At 68.6% G+C, this 12,758-nt stretch carries 14 protein-coding genes; 7 read left to right on the top strand and 7 right to left on the bottom strand.

Annotation, left to right across the window (positions count from 1 at the left end; all coding sequences use genetic code 11):
• Positions 1 to 149: 149 nt before the first annotated feature.
• Positions 150 to 971 carry an SDR family oxidoreductase gene (locus tag VKV26_16570; protein ID HLZ71518.1) on the bottom strand — a complete coding sequence of 274 codons (822 nt, stop codon included), beginning with the start codon at positions 969 to 971 and terminating at the stop codon, positions 150 to 152.
• A gap of 136 nt (positions 972 to 1,107) precedes the next feature.
• Here VKV26_16570 and VKV26_16565 point away from each other — a divergent pair, with 136 nt between their 5' ends.
• Positions 1,108 to 1,338 carry a hypothetical protein gene (locus tag VKV26_16565; GenBank protein ID HLZ71517.1) on the top strand — a complete coding sequence of 77 codons (231 nt, stop codon included), beginning with the start codon at positions 1,108 to 1,110 and terminating at the stop codon, positions 1,336 to 1,338.
• Positions 1,329 to 1,697 (top strand): hypothetical protein, encoded by a 369-nt coding sequence (locus tag VKV26_16560; protein HLZ71516.1) that lies wholly within the window; start codon positions 1,329 to 1,331, stop codon positions 1,695 to 1,697. Before VKV26_16565 ends, VKV26_16560 begins: the two co-directional genes overlap by 10 nt.
• Before the next feature lie 139 nt (positions 1,698 to 1,836).
• Here the strand turns inward: VKV26_16560 and VKV26_16555 are convergent, their stop codons facing one another.
• From VKV26_16555 to VKV26_16530, 6 genes are all read right to left on the bottom strand, one after another.
• A complete protein-coding gene (locus VKV26_16555; protein HLZ71515.1) occupies positions 1,837 to 2,694 on the bottom strand; it encodes an MBL fold metallo-hydrolase in 858 nt (285 codons plus the stop codon).
• A gap of 114 nt (positions 2,695 to 2,808) precedes the next feature.
• Positions 2,809 to 3,636, bottom strand: coding sequence for an alpha/beta hydrolase (locus VKV26_16550; protein ID HLZ71514.1), 828 nt, complete (start codon positions 3,634 to 3,636; stop codon positions 2,809 to 2,811).
• 519 nt (positions 3,637 to 4,155) lie between these two features.
• Positions 4,156 to 4,935, bottom strand: a complete 780-nt coding sequence (locus tag VKV26_16545; protein ID HLZ71513.1) for an acyl-CoA dehydrogenase family protein — start codon at positions 4,933 to 4,935, stop codon at positions 4,156 to 4,158.
• Positions 4,827 to 5,339 (bottom strand): acyl-CoA dehydrogenase family protein, encoded by a 513-nt coding sequence (locus VKV26_16540; protein ID HLZ71512.1) that lies wholly within the window; start codon positions 5,337 to 5,339, stop codon positions 4,827 to 4,829. The genes VKV26_16545 and VKV26_16540 overlap by 109 nt, the downstream gene beginning before the upstream one ends.
• A gap of 199 nt (positions 5,340 to 5,538) precedes the next feature.
• Positions 5,539 to 6,615, bottom strand: a complete 1,077-nt coding sequence (locus VKV26_16535) for a class I SAM-dependent methyltransferase (protein HLZ71511.1) — start codon at positions 6,613 to 6,615, stop codon at positions 5,539 to 5,541.
• 228 nt (positions 6,616 to 6,843) lie between these two features.
• Positions 6,844 to 8,028 (bottom strand): acyl-CoA dehydrogenase family protein, encoded by a 1,185-nt coding sequence (locus tag VKV26_16530; protein ID HLZ71510.1) that lies wholly within the window; start codon positions 8,026 to 8,028, stop codon positions 6,844 to 6,846.
• A gap of 556 nt (positions 8,029 to 8,584) precedes the next feature.
• Between VKV26_16530 and VKV26_16525 the strand changes: the two genes are divergently transcribed.
• The 5 genes from VKV26_16525 to VKV26_16505 all read left to right on the top strand — a co-directional run bounded on the left by VKV26_16525 (position 8,585) and on the right by VKV26_16505 (position 12,564).
• Positions 8,585 to 9,403, top strand: coding sequence for a FliA/WhiG family RNA polymerase sigma factor (locus VKV26_16525; GenBank protein HLZ71509.1), 819 nt, complete (start codon positions 8,585 to 8,587; stop codon positions 9,401 to 9,403).
• Positions 9,404 to 9,537: 134 nt separating this feature from the next.
• Positions 9,538 to 9,795: a carbon storage regulator gene (locus VKV26_16520; protein ID HLZ71508.1), complete on the top strand. Its 258-nt coding sequence runs from the start codon at positions 9,538 to 9,540 to the stop codon at positions 9,793 to 9,795.
• 148 nt (positions 9,796 to 9,943) lie between these two features.
• A complete protein-coding gene (locus VKV26_16515) occupies positions 9,944 to 10,126 on the top strand; it encodes a flagellar biosynthesis anti-sigma factor FlgM (protein ID HLZ71507.1) in 183 nt (60 codons plus the stop codon).
• A gap of 281 nt (positions 10,127 to 10,407) precedes the next feature.
• Positions 10,408 to 11,388 carry a phosphotransferase gene (locus VKV26_16510; protein HLZ71506.1) on the top strand — a complete coding sequence of 327 codons (981 nt, stop codon included), beginning with the start codon at positions 10,408 to 10,410 and terminating at the stop codon, positions 11,386 to 11,388.
• A 420-nt stretch (positions 11,389 to 11,808) separates the two neighbouring features.
• Positions 11,809 to 12,564, top strand: a complete 756-nt coding sequence (locus tag VKV26_16505; GenBank protein HLZ71505.1) for a response regulator transcription factor — start codon at positions 11,809 to 11,811, stop codon at positions 12,562 to 12,564.
• Positions 12,565 to 12,758 lie beyond the last annotated feature (194 nt).

Here is a 12,758-nt window from a genome sequence, read left to right as displayed (position 1 = left end):
CCGGCCGCGGCCGACACCAAAGATTACCGCACGCCGCGGCCGAGTGGAGCCTGCGATGTTCGTACAGAACCTCGGTGCGCAGTGATTGTTTACCCAGTCCACGCCAGCGCGGACGCCGTGCATCTGCCGCGGCAGGACTCGCCACCGTCTCAGGTCTTCAGCCGCAGCACGTAGCGGTCTTCCTTGCAAATCTCCTCGGAGTTGCGGACCAGTTCCTCCAGATCGTCATGGACGCTGAGAAAGCGGCCCGAAAGCGCGTCGGCCCGGCCGGAGGCGATGAGCACACACAGCGCCGCCGCCCGCTCGGGGGGTGTACGCCAGTAGCGATCGAAGTCGCCGACAGCCGGATTCAGCTTCAGCATCCACGGGGAGCGAACCAGCTCGTCCACCATCGCGGTGTGAACACCGCCCGGCATCAGTGAAAAGACACTCACGCCGTACTCCCTGGTCTCGGCGGCGAGCCCCTCGCTCAGTCGCAGGATCACCGCCTTGGAGCCGTCGTAGCAGGTGGCCATCGGCACGGCCTTCTGCGCGGGATCCGACCCAGCCAGATTGACGATTCGACCCTCTCGACGGGCGATCATCCCCGGCAGTACCGCCCGGCTGCAGAGGAACGTCCCGTAGACGTTCGTGTCCATGCAGCGCCGCCATGCCTCGGGATCCACCTCCCAGACTGGGCCGAAGGGCGTGATGATGCCGGCGTTATTCACCAGCAGCGTGACCGGGCCGAGCTGCTGCTCCGTCTCAGAAACGACGCCCTCCACGGCCTGGCGGTCGGTCACATCGGCCGGCAGGACGAGCGCCCTGCCGCCAGCGGCCGTGATGGCGGCGGCGGTCTCGCCGAGCTGATCGGCCGAGCGCGCCGTGACCGTCACCGCGGCGCCCGCGGCGGCGAGCGCCAGCGCGATCGCGCGGCCGATGCCGCGGCCGCCGCCGGTCACGATCGCCACCTGACCCGTGAGTTCGGCCATCGCCTTGCTCCTCGGCCACTACCTGCCGCGCCCACACGACTTTCGATGTCGATGGCGCGGCGGTGATAAACTTCCCGGAGAGATAAACAAATGCGAGACGCCGACCACAGCGCATGCCGCGTCGAGGTGTCCGCCGATGACCGCCGAGTCCCAGGCTGATCTCCTGGAGCAAGCCGACCAGCTCTATGCCCGCTATGTACAACCGTTGGAGCGCGATCACCGGGGCGAATACGTCGCGGTGGCACCTGACGGCCGGCTGGTCCTGGCGCTGACCCTGCCCGAGGCGATGCAAAAGGCAGAAGAGGCGCAGCTCATTGACACGTTCCTGTTCAAAGTTGGCGCCGTCGCCGTCGACACATGGCGCTGAACGCCCGGGGTGTCGAGAGCACGCGCGTCCCCTACGTGCCGATCTCCGTTCGCGCCAATCATTCCGCCCATGAGTTGGGCGTCGAGGCCCTGGTGGATACCGGGTACACGGGCTTTGTCGTGGTGCCACAGGGCTCCTTCCCCAACGACGCCGCACCACGGCACCGGCTCAGGCTGCAACTTGCCGATGGCTCAACAGTGCTTGCTCCGGCCTACCGCGGGGTTCTGCGTATCGGCGCCTACACGCTGACCGACATCGCCATCACCGATCTCGGCGACGAAACTATCATCGGTATGCAGGTCGTCGGTCACTTCACCCTCACGATCGACCACGCGCGGCGGCTCACGCTGGAACCGTAGTCCACGGCTGCGGAAACCGCTGTTGGGCGGGGTAGCGAACCGGTGCCGCGTCCGCCAGCCGTCACGATGGCGATCTGGCGGAGAAGCGACCCCGGCATGTTGCGCCTCTCGACTGCCGCCCGCCGTGGTAGAGGGCTGCCTACACCGCCTGGAAGTAGCGCTTACCCGCGATGCGCACGACGCTGCCGTAGCCGGGGCTGGGGAAATGGCAGCCGATCAGCCGGATGCCGTCGGCCTCCAGTCGGTCGATCATTTGCTTGCGCGTGGCGACCGCCTGGTCGGCGTCGGCGTCGAAGCCGAACTTCCACTCCGGTTCGCTCACTTGCGCCGGGTGCACCAGCGCGTCGCCGGTGATCAGCGCCTTCTCGCCCGCGGAGGCGATCAGCACGGCCAGGTGGCCCGGCGTGTGGCCCGGCGTCGGCAGCAGCGTGATTTCATCGGTCACCGCCGTCTCGCCGGACACCAGGTCAACGATGTCCAGCGTCTTCAGCGGCGAGAGCGTGCGGTCGAAGTAGGGCGGGAAGTTCTGCTGGACTTCCGGCTGGCTGAAGAACTCCCAGTCGGCCCCACCCATGATGTAGCGCGCCTTCGGGCAGAGCGGGCGGCCGTTGAGCGTGTTCCAGCCGACGTGATCGAAGTGCAGGTGCGTGAGCACCACGCTGCTCACGTCGTCGAGGTTGACGCCCTTCGCCTTGATGTCATTGGGCAGCGTGCCGGAGACACCGCCCAGCATCTCCACCTTCTCCGGGCCGACGCCGGTGTCGACCATCACCGTCTTGCCGCCGGAGCGCAGCAGCAGCGAGCCGATGTGCGCGCTCCACAGACCATCCGCGGAGAACGCCTGCGGGTAGCGCCGTTTGTACTCGTCCCAGGCCGACGCGGGCGCGTTCGGGAAGACGGCGTCGAGCGGGAAGGGCATCACGCAGTCGACGTCGGTCAGGCACTGGATCTCGACGTTGCCGACCCGGAACGTGCCGGTGGTCGTATGCGTGGTCATCGTGTCTCTCCTCTCCGTGCCACGCCGGCGCCCGAGCCTGGTGCGCCGACATGACGATGCAACATACCGCGAACGGTTCCAGCAGGTGGGGCAGCCTGCTTTCGGCAGCTGCGGTCAGGCGGTGACGGGTATTGGGTGGCGGGCGAAGAAGCCGGCCAGTCCCTCGGCCATGCCGCGCGGGTTCTGGATTTGCAGCAGGTGGGTGGCGTTCGGCAGCACGAAGCCCTCAGTCTGCGGCAGCCAGGTCTTCAGCAGATTGTCGATCTCCGTCCATCCGGGCCAGAGGCCAGGGCTTTCGCCGCCGAGCACGCTGAGCGCCGGTGCGGCGATGCGCGCCGCCTGCTCCTGCGTGAAGCTCCACTCCGCGAGCGCGGGCAACTCGATTTGGAAGAAGGTAGCGGCGTCGGCCACCGCCTGCACCATCGCTCCCGGCAACACGCGCTCGGTCACGGCGCGGTAGCCGGCGCCGGCGGCCCCTTGCAGAAAAGCATCGACCGCCTCGGCGACCTTGCCGGAGGCATACAGCTCTCCTGCCGGCGCCATGTTCTCGGCGAACTGCTGCCCGCTGGGCACCGCCATCACCGCCGGCTCCAGCAGCGCAAGGCTATGGACCACCTCCGGCGCATCGAGCGCCAGTTGTAGCGCGATTACGCCGCCGTAGGAATGCCCGGCCACATGCGCGCGCTCGATACCGAGCGTACGCAGCAGCACCCGTGCATCTGCCGCCTGCTGGGCAATGCTAAAGGGGGCGACGGCACGACTGCTGCCGGCGAAACCCCGCCGGTGATACGCAATGAGTTGGAGCCGATTGGCGATAGCAGGCTCCGCCAGCAGCGGCGCGTAGGCGTCGGCAATGATGCTGCCGTGGATGAGCAACACCGGCTCGCCCGTGCCCTGAACCTCGTATTCAATTGTGGCGCCGTTGATCTGTGTGGTTTGCATCGCGTTCCTCCTTCGAGATGCTCGTTGCCGGCTGCGGTCGGGTTGGCCCTCACTCCCCCCGCCCCTCTCTCCCATCGCTTTCATGTGAATGAATTGTGGTAATGGGAGAGAGGGGAGAGGCGGCGGCGGGCAGACCAGCCGGCGTGTAGTTGTCGGGGCGCCGTTGCTCGCGGCTGGCGCCGCGACGGACGGTTCACGAAGACCGGAACCAACTAATAGAGTGGGGGATCGGTATGGTGCCCGCGCGGCGTGCACATCGGCGCCTCGATGGCCGCGTCCGTCGAGGTCATCCGGCGACGAGGAATTGCGAGCATTGCACAGGTCTATACCGCTCAGCGGCCCTATTAGTTGGTCCTGATGGTTCACGAACCGCCCCTACCGTCGTTCGGGAGCCGAACGCCAACCGAGCTTCCGCCGCCGGATCGCCCCTTCTCTCCCATACGCGCTCGAACAGATGCGGATTTCTCACAGATTGTGTATGGGAGAGAAGGGAACGGGGGATATGAGGGCCGCAGCCCGCTACAGCGTGTAGAACGCCCAGTCCGTCTCGCGGCCGAGCAAGAGCTTGCCGATCGACTCGAAGCGGCTTGGCGTCGAGAAGGCGTGCTGGCTGACGGTGTGTACGTCGCGGAAGTACTGCTGGAAGCGCTGCTCGGCGCGAATGCCGCTGGTGCCGACGACCGAGTGCACGAGATCCACCGCCTGGTTGGCGGCCTCGTGCCCGTAGCTGCCCGCCAGCGCCAGAGGGATGCCCTGCTCGACGCCGATGCGATCCCCGCTCATCAACGTGTGCTCATAGGCGCGCTGCACCGAGCGCTCGATGTAGCTCATGCCGGCGTCGATCGCTGCCTTCGCCCGGGCGATGCGGTCCTGCGCCACGGGACGGTCCGCCAGTCCCGTCATCGTGTAACTTGGCGTCTTTGTCGCCGCCAGCGCGATCGCGTCTTCCACCATCGCGCGGGCGATGCCGAGCGCGACGCTGGCGTTCAGCGGCCCCACCCACCAGATGCCCAGCCGGCAGAGCGGGCCGGCGTACGCGGGCGGCAGGTCGCCGAGCGGTCCGATTCTCCAGGTGCGGTGCTCCGGCACGAAGGCATCGTTGACCACGTAATCGTGGCTGCCGGTGCCACGCATACCGAGCGTGTTCCAGTTATCCAGCACCCGCGCCTCGCTTGCGCGCATCCAGACGATCATCGGGGTCGGATTGCCGTCCGGACCGAGCTTGGGCGCCCCGTTGTCGAAGACGAGCGCCTGCCCGGTGAACCAGGTCGCGTAGTTGCTGCCGCTGCGAACGCCCACTGGCCGCTCACACGATAGCCGCCCTGCACCGGCTCCGCCTTGCCCGGCGGAAACCAGCCGCCGGCGAGCAGCGTTCGCGGCTGCGCGAACAACTCATCGCCGCAGGCGGCGGGAAAGAGCATCGGCAGCGTGCTGATGCCTGACTGGTTCGCGGCGATCCAGCCGGCCGCGCCGTCGATGCAGGCGATCGCCTCGAACAGCCGCAGGGCGCAGACCGGATCCATCTCCAGGCCGCCGTATGCTTTGGGTAGCATCGAGCGGAACACGCCAGCGTCGTGCAGTGCCTCGATCGCTTCGGGCGCAAGGCGCCGGTCCGCTTCGGCCTGGGCCGTGTACTGGCGCAGCGTCGGCTCGACCTGCGCGACCATCTCGTCCACGGTTGGGGCGGTGCTTGTGGTGGTCATGGCGCGTTCCTCTCTTTTCCGACTACGCGCGTTCCTCGTTCAGAAACCGCCGGCGGGCGCCCGCCCGGTCGCCTACCGCTGGTTGCTTCGCAACCTGTCCCCTCCCGAGACAGGAGGGGTTGGTCTGAGAACGACCGAGTCTCCCCAATCCAACCCTTCCCGTGTTGGGAAGGGAGATTGCGCGCACGCGAAAGCGGGGTTAGCCGCCCGCGCGGCAGATGTAGTAGTTGTTGACGATGTCGCCTTCGACTTGCTTCACGTCGACGTCGCGGAAGCCCGCTTCGGCCAGCAGCTCCAGCGCCTTCTGCTCGCCCCAGGCCGCGCCCAGCCCCTCGCCGTTCAGCGCCAGGGAGACGGTCATGCAGTGCATGCAGGAGACGGTGTAGAGGAACGGCGCCAGCGGGTGCTCGGCGTTCTCGGCGATGTTGCTTGAAGCGCGGACATCGACCATCAGATAGGCGCCGCCCGGCCGCAGCGCCGACGCGATGTTGCGCAGCACTTTGCGCGGTTGCGCCTGGTCGTGGATCGCGTCGAAGACGGTAACCAGGTCGAACTGCGCGGGCGTATCCAGCGTTGCGGCATCCTGCAGGACGAAGCGGGCGTTGGTGAGTCCGAGTTTCGCCGCTTCGGCCGTGCCCGCGGCGATCCCGTCTTCGGAGAAGTCGAAGCCGGTGAAGCGGCTCTGCGGAAAGGCCTGCGCCATCGTGTTGATCGCGTGGCCGCTGCCGCAGCCCACATCCGCCACGTCGATGCCGTCGCGCAGCTTCTGCACCAGGCCGGGCACCAGCGGCAGCGTCGTCTGCAGCAGCGTGGCGTCCACCGTGGGGCCGCTCATCTGCGCCATCAAGCCCTGGAAGTTCGCGTACTCGGAGTAGGGCACGCCGCCGCCGTTGCGGAAGCTGGTGATGATCTTCTGTTCCACCGTGCCAAGGGCCGGGATGAACTGCGCGAAGTTGGCCAGGTTGTTCGGGCCGGCGGCCTTCGTCAGGCAGACGGCGTGCTCGGGCGGCAGCGTGAACGTCTTGCCGGCCGCGTCGCAGGTCACGATGTGCCCGGCGACCATCGCGCCCAGCCACTCGCGCACGTAGCGCTCCTGCAGGCCCGCTGCCCGCGCGATCTGCTCGCTCGTGGACGGCGGCAGCGTCGCCATCGCCTCGAACAGGCCCGTCTGGTGACCGATGCTCGTCATCAGCGCCAGCGAGGCGCCGTTGAGGGCGCCGAGCATCTGCCCGGCAAACGCTTCGACCTTCGCCTGGTCCAGTTGCTGCGCGGTCATCTTTCTGTTCCTCCGCGTTCTGCCCGCGTGGCGGGCTGGGGGTAGTGACGCCGAGAGACCGTGGCCGCCGCGCCCGCCTCCTCTCCCGGCGCGGCCGCCCTGAGGGATTTACCGGTTGGAATGCTGCGATCCTTCAGCAACATGGCACGCATTCTACGGAGGCTTTCATATCGTGCGCGTGATCTCGGCCACGCCGTTCCAGCGGACGGTGCATGCACGCAACGGCGTTCAGAAGTTGGGATTGTTCGCGGGCAGGCCGAAGAGCACGCGGCCCGCGGTGCGGTAGGTCAGCGCATTGATCGCGACGTCGGCCTCGGCGGTGTGCAGGTCGCGGAAGCAGCGCTCGATCGGGCTGCGGGCGTAGATCGCCGTCGTGCCCGCGGCGCTGTGGATCAGGTCCACGGCGCGCACGGCGCTGCGCATCGCCTGCGAGGCCGCCATGCGCAGGTCCAGCCGCTGCATCGGCGTGCCGTCCTCGCCGGCCAGCGCGGCCTGCCACAGCTCGCGTGTCGCCCCGCGCAGGTGGTGGCGGGCGGAGCTGATCAGCGCATACGCCTCGGCGACGGTCTCCTGCATGCCCGGCTGCTCGCGCAGCGGCTGCGTCGCCATATACGGCGTCTTGCGCTCGGCCAGCTCGACCAGGGCGTCCAGCGCGTGCTGGGCCACGCCCACGGCGAAGGCGCCTTCGATCGGAAAGATCATCAGGGGATAGGCGTTGAAGAGCGGCCCCGTCTCGGGCGCACGCACCCGCGCAGCGCCGGCAAGGGCGGTCCGGCGCGCCGGCACGAAGACGTCGCGCGCCTCGACGTCGTGGCTGCCGGTGCCGCGCAGGCCGGTGGTGTACCAGGTATCGAGAATCTCGGCCTCGCCCGCCGGGAAGCAGACGAAACGCATTTCCGGCTGGCCGTTCGACGTAAGCCGAGCCTCGCCGTTCTCGATCACGCGGCAGATGCCGCCCAGCCAGGAGGCGTGGCGGCAGCCGCTGCCGAAGGGCCAGCGGCCGCTCACCCGGAAGCCGCCGTCGGCGACGAGCGCATCGCCGGGAGGGTTGAGTCCCCCCGCCAGCGTGGCGGTTGGGTCCGGGCCGAAGATGTCGGCGGCGCCCTCGGGATCGAGCTGTGCGCCGATCAAGTAACTGCTGGCAAGACCCCGAATGATGCACCACGCCACGGAGGCGTCGGCGCGCGCCAGCTCTTCCTCCACGACCAGCGCGGTGAGCGGGTCGATTTCGTCGCCACCGTAGGCGCGGGGCTGGAACATGCAGAAGATGCGCGCGTCCTTCAGGTCCTGGACGATGTCGTCGGGCAGGCGGCGGGCCTGCTCGATCTCGTCGCCGCGGGCGGCGATGCGCGGCGCCAGCTCCCGCGCGGCCGCGATCAGTTGGCTGCTCAGGTCCGTGGCAAGGGCGGTCATCGATCGCTCCGGCGGTGCAGCATGCCTGGCCGGCGGGCGGGGAGGAGGAGAATCCCCGCCCGCCGGGTGACGGCGAAGCGCCGGGGGCTCGCCGGGTGCGGACCGGCGAGACCTTCCGCGTCCGGCGGGCCGCCGGTGCAACCAGCCTGCACCCGCCCGCGCGCCTTGTCATGCGTGTGCACACGCATTTCACGATCATTGCGAAGGCGGCGGGCGGCCCTCACCCTCACCCTCACCCCCTTCCCCTCTCCCTCTCCCAGGATTGGGAGAGGGAGAGGGGCCACACAGATGAGGTGAGGGTGAGGGCCCGCCGGCAACAGTAACAACCCGCGGCGCCGCCGCCCGCGAACGTCGAGAATAGGGGATTTCCGGTATGGCTGGTGCTTCGCCCGCGGCTGAGAGTGAAGTACGGCAGGAACCGGTACTCGCTCTCCCTTTCCGCCGGAGCCTGCCGCGAACAAGCCCTGGGCGGGACCGATTCTGGACCGCGGCACGGATGCCGCACCGCCGAGAAGGCTACTGCCCAAGCAGCACAACCTGAACGGCGAGGACGGCAATGGTCACGATGATCGCCCCGGCCAGGACTCCCATCGCGGCGCCCGGCGGCGCACCGCAGAGCGTTGAAGAGGCGTGGGAGCGTTTCCTCAGGGACAACGACCCCGCCAGCCGCGAGCAGCTCATCGTCCAGCACACGCCGCTGGTCAAGTACGTGATCGGCCGGCTGGCGATTCACCTGCCCCAGGTCATCGACTATGAAGACGTGCTCGCCTACGGCACGCTCGGCCTGATCCAGGCGCTCGACCGCTACGATCCCAGCCGCGGTGTCAAGTTCCAGTCCTACGCGGTGATGCGCATCCGCGGCGCCATCCTCGACGCACTGCGCTCCCTGCGCGGCCTGCCGCAGTCGGTGACCGACAAGGCGAAGCGGCTGCAGAAGGCCTCGATCGAGTTGGAACAAACGCTCGGGCGCACGCCCACGGACGACGAGCTGGCCACCGCGCTCGCGATTACGCCGGCCGAACTGAACCAGCAGATGGTCGATGCGTCGTGGGTCACCGTCTCGCTGGACTCGATCCTCGAAGCGCAGAGCGACGGCCACCTCGGCGCCCTCACCTCGCGCAACCGCGACGACGACGTCCTTGGCACGGTCGAGCGCGCGGAGACGATCGACGAGCTGAGCGAGGCGTTGAAGGGCCTTGACGAGCGCGAGCGGCTGATCCTCAGCCTCTACTACCACGAAGAGCTGACGATGCGCGAGATCGGCCAGGTGCTGGAGATCTCGGAAGGCCGCGTCTGCCAGTTGCACGCCCGCGCCCTGCACAAGCTGCGCGTGATGCTGGGCCAAAAGACCCCCGCCTTCTTCGCCGGCAGGTGATGCGAAGCGGCCATTCGCCCGCCGCCCCGACACGGTTGTCTAGTTGTCTACTCTAGTTGTCTAAAGGAGATCGGGCCGGGGCTCGATGATCAGGGGAAGCCCGCCGGGCCGCCGCGGGCAAGGAACGGGCAGGGATGCTGATCCTCACACGCAAGCCGGACCAGCGCATCATCATCAACGACAACATCGTGATCAGCGTGCTGGCCGTGGACGGCGACCGCGTCAAGCTCGGCATCGAAGCACCGGCCGAGGTGCCGGTGCTCCGCGAAGAGGTACAACGCAGCATGGCCCTCGGGAACCGCCGCGCCGAGCTGCCCACAGCCGCTTGCGACGCGCCGGCGCCGCCCGACCTCGCCGCCCCGGTCGACAACCCCCTGCCGAAGCCTTCGTGACCGTCCTTCGTCGTCTCCTCTGAAGTCGCGTGAAGTCGCGGCCGGCTCGCGCGCATAACGGTCCGTGGCACGCCGCCGGCTGGTCCTGCACCCGCGGGCGATGCGGTACGCTTGAGCGGTGAGCAGGAAGCGGGCACGACGGAGCAGCGTGGCGCCGGCGCAGCCGGACGCGGCGCGGCCCCCCGTGCGTGCCGGCCGGCCGGCTGAAGACCCGGTACTCGACGAGAAGGCCCGCGCCGCGCGCCTGGCCGAACTGAAGGCGCGAATCCGCGCCGGCGCCTACCAGATCGACGATGCCGCCGTGGCAAAGAAGCTGCTGCACCCGGACTAGCGAAGCGGCCGCCGCTGGAAGCCGGCGTTTACCTGCGCCCCACCGGACCGCCAGGCAGCAGCGGACACCGCCCGCAGGAACCGCCTCACAACCGTCTGCCGTCGCGCCGTGAGCCCGATCCGCTACGATGGAAATCAGCTCTACCCCTCTCCAGTAACTGGAGCGGGGCCGGGGGTGAGGCCACGCTCGCCGAAGAACCTCAGCTCGAAACCGCGCCCGAAGCTACCGCGATCGGCGCCGCCCTGCAAGCCTACCTGGACGGGCGCGACGCCGGCCTGCGCGTGATCGCCTGCGAACGCGTCTCCGGCGGCTACGAGACGTTCATCTACCGCGCGCGCCTGGAAGGACGGGGCGCGCTGCTGCCTGCCGGGCCGGAGCTGATCGTGCGCATCTACCGCGGCGTGAACGTCGTCGAACGCGGCCGCTGGGAGGCGACGGCGATCGCGGCGATGCAGGCCCGTGGCATTCCCACGCCGCCGCTCTATCTCTACGAGCCGGACGCGGCCCCGCTCGGCGCCCCCTTCCTCGTCCTCGGCGTCGTGCCGGGCCGGCGCATGGACGAGGCGGCGCTCGCGAGCGGCACGGTCACCGTGGTGAAGCTGCTCAAGGCCTACGCCGAGATGCAGACGCGCATCCAGGCGATCGACTGGCCGGAGGGCCGCGAACTGCTGCGCGCCGCACAGGCGAACAGCGCCTTCGACGCGCTGGCCTGGGCGCCGGGGCGTTTGCAGGCGGCACGGACCGAGCTGCAGGCGCGCGGCCTCACCACGCTGCTGCCGGTCGCCGACTGGCTGGAGCAGAACCGCCGCATGCTGAAGCGAGCGCCCGAGGTCTTCGTGCACGGCGACTTTCACCCGCTCAACATTTTCGTCGAGGGCACGCGCATCAGCGGCATTCTCGACTGGGGCGGCTGCGGCTTCGCCACGCGCTGGGAGGACATCGGCTGGTCCAGCATGCTGATCGCCACCGTCTCATCGCCGGACAAAAGGGAAGACCGGCGGCTGGCGCCCTACCGCAGCGTGGCGCACAAGATCTACCTCGGCCTGCTGTGGAAGGCGGGCGGCCTGGACCGGCGGGCGCTGCGCTGGGGCGAGGTCTACGGCGCCCTGCGCTGGCTGCTGATCTTCCTGCCCTCGTATCTGCCGGACGCCGGCCCCGCCGTGCTCAATCCCGACGCCGCCACGCTGACCACACCGCGCTACGTCAAGCGCGTGCGCCGCTTCATTGAGAAGCGCACGAAGCTCCAGCTCGCGATCGCCTGAGCGGCCACCCGCGCCGACGCCTCCGCTGATCTGCGGGCAGTGGCACAGTAGCGCCGCGTCGCCCGAATGAGCCATTGCTCGCCATAAGTTAGGGGATTTCCTGATGCGCCCAATCGTGCCGGCTGCGTATTGTTGTGACAGAAATCTTGCGAGCAGCTGCTGGTTCGGCAGGGCTGGCGCTGCAGCGTGATCCGCCGGCAGCACGATCCTCGCCCGGCGCCCTTCGCCCATCCCCGCCGCGCGGCTTGACCGCGCGGGGCGTGGCGCAACCATTGCAGGAGCGCGGAATTTGCCAGATCCGCCAGAAACCTGCGAGACGAAGGGATCGCTGGCCACGCCTATAATGCGTCGACGGCAGAAAGTCCGATCAGGGGAAGGTGCCGCGGGCGCCAGCATACGCCTGCCCCGCGAGGAGTAACGATGGCGCGAACTTTCGAATCCGACGGCCAGCAGGCCGCGTCCATGCCCTTGGGGGCGCGCCGGCCGGCGCGCAGCATCCGCGTGCTGATCGCGGACGACCACCGCATCCTGCGCGAGACGCTGCGCCTGCTGCTGGAGCTGCGCCACGAAGTCGATGTGGTCGGCGAGGCGGATGACGGCCGCGAAGCCGTGGACATGGCCGAGCGGCTGAAACCCGACGTGGTGCTGATGGACATGGGCATGCCCGCCCTCAACGGCATCGAGGCGACGCAACTGATCCGCCGGCGCCTGCCCCGCACCCGTGTGCTCATGCTCAGCGGCTACGACCAGGACGACCGCGTGACCGCGGCGCTGCGCGCCGGGGCAGCCGGCTACGTGGTCAAGAACGCGCCGGTGGAAGAGCTGCTCAAGGCGATTCAGCAGGTCAGCCAGTCCGGCACCTACCTCTCCACCACGATCGCCGACCGCGCGGGAGAGCGCGACGGGTTGGGCAGCGTCGCCGACCCCGCCAAGCGGGAGCCGGTGCTGACCGCCCGCGAACGGGAAGTGCTGCAACTGGTGGCCGAGGGCCACAGCAACAAGGGCATCGCCGAGCGGCTGTTCATCAGCCCCAAGACCGTCGAGGCGCACAAGGAGCACATTGTGCGCAAGCTGGGCATCCGCGGCAGCGCCGAGCTGATTCACTACGCGATTCGCAAGGGGCTGATCTTCATCGAGACCGACAGCCAGATCGGCCTCGCGGCGGGGCCGTCGTAATCGCCATCCCCTCATTGATCTATATCTACAGCGATCTATATCTACAGCTGTCTACAGCGATTCTCTCAAGCGATCTAACGCTCCGCGCCCGCCTCCGGCGTAGCCGGAACCGCGAGCGACCCGTCCAGACTCGCCCGCCTACCGCGCTGCATACGCTCGAGCCCTGGATCTGGACGTGATGGCCGCGTTCGGCC

Source organism: Dehalococcoidia bacterium (genome assembly GCA_035310145.1).
Taxonomy (GTDB): Bacteria; Chloroflexota; Dehalococcoidia; order CAUJGQ01; family CAUJGQ01; genus CALFMN01.
The sequence above is the reverse complement of the archived record's forward strand: the minus strand, read 5'-3'. Positions and strand labels throughout refer to the sequence as shown.

Excerpts from the sequence above, each read along its gene's own strand:
- VKV26_16505 (HLZ71505.1), top strand. The coding sequence starts at position 11,809 with ATGGCGCGAACTTTCGAATCCGACGGCCAGCAGGCCGCGTCCATGCCC.
- VKV26_16535 (HLZ71511.1), bottom strand. The coding sequence starts at position 6,615 with ATGACCGCGCAGCAACTGGACCAGGCGAAGGTCGAAGCGTTTGCCGGG.
- VKV26_16560 (HLZ71516.1), top strand. The coding sequence starts at position 1,329 with ATGGCGCTGAACGCCCGGGGTGTCGAGAGCACGCGCGTCCCCTACGTG.
- VKV26_16555 (HLZ71515.1), bottom strand. The coding sequence starts at position 2,694 with ATGACCACGCATACGACCACCGGCACGTTCCGGGTCGGCAACGTCGAG.
- VKV26_16565 (HLZ71517.1), top strand. The coding sequence starts at position 1,108 with ATGACCGCCGAGTCCCAGGCTGATCTCCTGGAGCAAGCCGACCAGCTC.
- VKV26_16550 (HLZ71514.1), bottom strand. The coding sequence starts at position 3,636 with ATGCAAACCACACAGATCAACGGCGCCACAATTGAATACGAGGTTCAG.
- VKV26_16540 (HLZ71512.1), bottom strand. The coding sequence starts at position 5,339 with ATGACCACCACAAGCACCGCCCCAACCGTGGACGAGATGGTCGCGCAG.
- VKV26_16525 (HLZ71509.1), top strand. The coding sequence starts at position 8,585 with ATGGTCACGATGATCGCCCCGGCCAGGACTCCCATCGCGGCGCCCGGC.
- VKV26_16530 (HLZ71510.1), bottom strand. The coding sequence starts at position 8,028 with ATGACCGCCCTTGCCACGGACCTGAGCAGCCAACTGATCGCGGCCGCG.
- VKV26_16520 (HLZ71508.1), top strand. The coding sequence starts at position 9,538 with ATGCTGATCCTCACACGCAAGCCGGACCAGCGCATCATCATCAACGAC.
- VKV26_16570 (HLZ71518.1), bottom strand. The coding sequence starts at position 971 with ATGGCCGAACTCACGGGTCAGGTGGCGATCGTGACCGGCGGCGGCCGC.